Consider the following 4,709-nt stretch of genomic DNA (forward strand, 5'->3'; position numbering starts at 1 on the left):
CAGCCATTTCTTTTAACTCTTTTTCTATACTTGCTGAAAGAACTATATTTTTTCTAACCTTTCTATCAACAGTTTTCACTTCTTCATCTCCTTATGCATTATTAATTTACATTTAAAATATATACATAAAATATAATATATCAATATAGTTCCCCCCTTTTATAGACATCTTATAGTGATTGAGAAATTATTAAAAACAAAATTTAGTCTAATGTGATATACTAATATTAGCAATTTTAGTTTAATGGAATGAACTAATGGAAAATATTTTGGAAAAAGCTATACAACTTTCTGTTTTAAAGTTATCTCAGAAATATCCAAACTATAAGAGGTTTATTTATAATAATATTAAAAATAGCAATGCTAAGGTTATAGGGATATATGGTCCAAGAGGTGTAGGAAAAACAACATTAATGGTTCAGCTTTTAAAGGAACTCTCTTTACCCGTTAAAGATGCAATATATATATCCTGTGATCATCCTTTATTTGTGGATATTAATTTATTTGATTTTTTAGAACATTTTTACAAAAAAGGTGGAAAATATATATTTATAGATGAGATACATAAAATAAAAGATTTTCAAAGACATCTGAAATCTGCTTATGATTTTTTAGATTTAAAGATTTATTTTTCCGGTTCTTCTGCCTTATCAATAACTGAACCGGATTTTATAAGAAGGTTTTCTATGTTTAAACTTCCGGCTTTATCTTTCAGAGAGTATATAGAGCTTTCAAAAGGATTAGCATTGAATAGTTATAATCTAGAAGAGATAATTCAAAATCATACAGATATAGTTCAAACTATAATCAGCAGTTTAGATGATAGGATATTAAAATTATATGATGAATATATAAATTTCGGAGCTTATCCGTTTTATTTTGAGGATAAGGAAAAATATATAGATAAATTAACCGATAGCATAAATGCATCTTTATATTATGATATAGGTGAAATATATAATATACCTACAGATAAAATCCATTCATTAAAAAAATTATTAACTACTTTATGTGTTTCAAAACCTTTGGAACTGTCTGTTGAGAAATTAGCCAATATTAGCAATATAACAAAATCAACTCTTTATAAATATATAGATTATCTACAAAGGGCACAGCTAATAATTCATATATCTCACGAAGCAAAAAGATTTAAATCTTTGAGAAAACCGGATAAACTCTATCTTGGAAATCCAAATCTTTTTAATGCTTTATGCTTGGAAAAAGATAAAGGAAATATAAGAGAAACATTTTTTGTATCTCAACTTATATATAAACATAAATTATATTATCTTGATAAGGGAGATTTTTTGGTTGATGAAAAATATATTTTTGAAATAGGTGGTAAAAATAAAGATTTTTCACAACTGAAAGGATTATCTAACGGCTATTTAGCCGTTGATGATATAGAGGTAGGATTTGATAGAAAAATCCCTTTATGGCTATTTGGTTTTATCTATTAAATAAATCTTTGCACTTTCGAACTTGATTTAATCTAATAAAGATAAAATTTCTTCTTTTGAGATTTTGAAAATATCTGCTTTTTCATGGTAAATTTCCTACAATTGTTTCTTCTTTTCTTGAAGTTTTAAAATTTTTTCTTCTATGCTGTTTTCCACTATTAGCTTATAAACAAAAACAGGTTTATCCTGCCGTCCCAAGATTTTGAAAGATTTATCTCAAAAGCAACAGGCACTTCTTTTAATAAGATTTTTCCGGCTTTTTCCATAGCTATAGAGAGAGCTTCTTTTGTTTTTTCTATATCTTTATCTGCTACTTCTATAACTATTTCATCATGTATTAGATTTACAATATAAGCATATAAATCTTTTTTCTCTAAGGCAAATAAAACAACGGCAAGTTTAAGTAAATCACTGCCGGAGCCCTGTATAGGATAATTTACTGCATCTGTAAATTTTTTAGCTAATATTCTTCTTCCAAGTAAAGTTTTTGCTATAATATAGCCATGATGGTTTAGATGATTTTTTGTTTCTTCATGCCATTTTTTTATATCTTTATAAAATTCAAAAAAATTTTTATGAAATTTATTGGCTTCTGGTAGAGTTATATTTATTCCATAATTTGAACTTGCATAATCCATTAGGGATTTAGGAGATATTCCATATATTAATCCAAAATTTATAGCTTTTGCAAGGTTTCTTTCTTCTTTTGTTATTTCTTCATAATTTTTGCCGGTTATAATACTTGCTGTAAGTTTATGCAAATCTTTATTTTCTTTAAATGCTTTTACCATATTTTCATCTTTTGTATATTCTGCAACAAGTCTAAGTTCTATCTGTGAATAATCGGCAGTAATTATGCTGTATCCTTCCGGAGCAGTAAATAGATGTCTTAAATCTTTGGGGATGTTTTGTAAATTTGGTTTTAATGAAGCCATTCTGCCGGTAGGTGCTCCTATCTGTTTAAACTCTCCGTAAATTCTGTTATCTTTTAAATAATTTTGTAATTCATTTAATTTATCAAGGATTTTTTTGGTAGAACGAATATATAACAGATTTTTTATTTCCGGTTTATCTTGATATTTTATCAAATATTTATCCTGTGAAGAAAATGAGCCTTTTTCCGTTTTTGGAAGGTCTATTTTTAATTTATTTACTATCCAATTACTTACCTGCTGTGGAGAAAAAGGGTCTATTCTATATTTTGTTTTAAACTCTATATAACTTTTTTGATAGTTGGAAGATGCTTCTTTTATCATACTTTTTAATCTTTCTTTATCAATATAAACACCTCTTAATTCCATCATTGCAACTTGTGGCACAAAAGCCATCTCTACAAGTGCAACTGCATTATGTAAATCAAATATTTCACTAATCTTTCCGGATGTTTTATGTTTATCTATCTTATTTAATCTTTCTCTTAATATAGGAAATATATTTCTTAACGCTTCTATATCTTTTGCTGCATATATTAGTTGCTCTTGTGTTAATATTTCTGTATGCCATGCGGATTTTTGCAAAGATTTATCTAAATCAAAATTGGCTAATCTATTGCTAACTGCAAGTAATGAATGTTTTTGGTCTTCTCCTTCGCTAAGGATAAGAGAAGCTATCATTGTATCAAATACAATTGTTGGAAAAATATTCAGATTTGTTTTTAAAAATTTAATATCAAATTTTAAGTTATGTCCTATTATTCCTTTTGTTTCTAAAATCTCTTTTAGCTTTTGATTTATATCATCTATCTTAAATAAATCAAATATAAAAATATCTTTTTCTGTTCCTATCTGTATTAATCTTATTTTATCATTGAAAAAATCTATTTTTTCAAAATCTTTTACGGCTACTTCTGTATCAAGATATAAGTATCTCTCATTTTTTAGATTCTCTAATACTTCCTCTGCTTCTTTTATCTCTGTTATATATTTAAAATTCAACTTTTATATTTTACCTCTTAATACTGATTAATTATTTCTGTTAATTTACCTTTTAAACCATTTATAAATTCTATCTCATCATCAAAATTATATATTTCTACTATATTTTTTCCATTTTGATAAATATATATTTTTTTATGAGCCGGATTGATTATGATTAATCTTTCCGTTCCTATCTTAAAATAATCTTCTATCTTTTCTTCTATTTCTGAGATTGTATTACTCGGGAAAAGAATTTCTATTATTAAATTTGGTGGTAGCTCTAATATGCCGGTAGGTTTTTCCGGTGCTTTATCTTTTGAGATATAAATAATATCAGCTCCTCTTATTCTAAGGGGATTTTTCTGTATTAATATTCCAACTTCTCCAACAGCTACATATCCTTTATCTTTTAAATGTTTATTTAAAAACATACCAATACTTAATTCTAAACTTCCATGCTCAAATCCTGTTGGAGCTAAATTCACAACCTCTCCATCAATTATTTCATAAAATCCTTTCGGTAATTTATCTATATCTTCATAACTATATACTTTTTTCTCTGATAATACCGGCATTATAAATACCTCTTAATACTGATTAATTATCTTTTGAATATCTATTAAAACTGCTCCTTTTGAAAGCATAAGATTTATGGCTTTTTTGCTATCATCAGGATTAATATCTACACCTTTAATTGCATCGGATAATAAAAATACTTGATAGCCAAGATTTATAGCACCAAGAACCGTATTTTTTACACAATAATCTGTAGCAACTCCACCGACAAAAACTCTCTTTATTCCTCTTTCTTTTAATAAATCATTTAAAACTGTGCCTTGAAACCCGGAGTAAGCATCAAAATCTTTACTTGTTCCGTCCCATCTATCCATATCCATAATTTCGTTTATCTATCCATTTGATTAGTCTTTTGAGTTTTATTGCTGAAATTTCTACTAAACTGCTGTATGCTACAAGTCTGCTTAATGACAATACTGATATTAGACCGGTAAAACTGGCAAGCCCCTGACGAGACGGATTTCTGGCAGGAGTATCCTTTGAGTTATACTCTCCGGATTTTGACTTGCCAGCCTTTATTCTATTTATTATTCTTATTGCTCTTTTTCCTATATTTACACTTGCATTGTAATCTCTATCGTATTTTCCACATTCACATTTAAATGTTAATCTGTCTCCTTTTGATTTTTTATTGCATTTATGACAATATTGGCTTGTATATAATGGTGGAACTTCTAATATTCTTATACCTTTTAGTTTTGCTTTGTATTGGAGTTTATCTTTTATCTTGCCGTAAAACCATTCTGTAAATCTTTTT

At 27.2% G+C, this 4,709-nt stretch carries 4 protein-coding genes and 1 pseudogene; 1 reads left to right on the forward strand and 4 read right to left on the reverse strand.

The window, feature by feature from the left end; translation table 11 throughout:
* The first annotated feature begins 257 nt into the window (after nucleotides 1-257).
* Nucleotides 258-1,460, forward strand: a complete 1,203-nt coding sequence (locus tag QOR43_RS08455; protein ID WP_265134212.1) for an ATP-binding protein — start codon at nucleotides 258-260, stop codon at nucleotides 1,458-1,460.
* A 158-nt stretch (nucleotides 1,461-1,618) separates the two neighbouring features.
* Here QOR43_RS08455 and QOR43_RS08460 read toward each other — a convergent pair whose 3' ends face one another.
* The 4 genes and pseudogenes from QOR43_RS08460 to QOR43_RS08475 all read right to left on the reverse strand — a co-directional run.
* Entirely contained in the window at nucleotides 1,619-3,394 is a 1,776-nt protein-coding gene (locus QOR43_RS08460) for a bifunctional 3'-5' exonuclease/DNA polymerase (protein WP_265134213.1), read from the reverse strand.
* 17 nt (nucleotides 3,395-3,411) lie between these two features.
* Nucleotides 3,412-3,951, reverse strand: coding sequence for a Uma2 family endonuclease (locus QOR43_RS08465; protein ID WP_265134214.1), 540 nt, complete (start codon nucleotides 3,949-3,951; stop codon nucleotides 3,412-3,414).
* Nucleotides 3,952-3,963: 12 nt separating this feature from the next.
* A pseudogene (locus QOR43_RS08470) lies at nucleotides 3,964-4,251 on the reverse strand (isochorismatase family protein); the annotation flags it as partial.
* A 7-nt stretch (nucleotides 4,252-4,258) separates the two neighbouring features.
* Nucleotides 4,259-4,709, reverse strand: a 451-nt coding sequence (locus QOR43_RS08475; protein ID WP_283571480.1) for a zinc ribbon domain-containing protein, incomplete at its 5' end; no start/stop codon positions are given.

Origin of the sequence: Venenivibrio stagnispumantis (assembly GCF_900182795.1) — a bacterium.
Taxonomy (GTDB): domain Bacteria; phylum Aquificota; class Aquificia; order Aquificales; family Hydrogenothermaceae; genus Venenivibrio; species Venenivibrio stagnispumantis.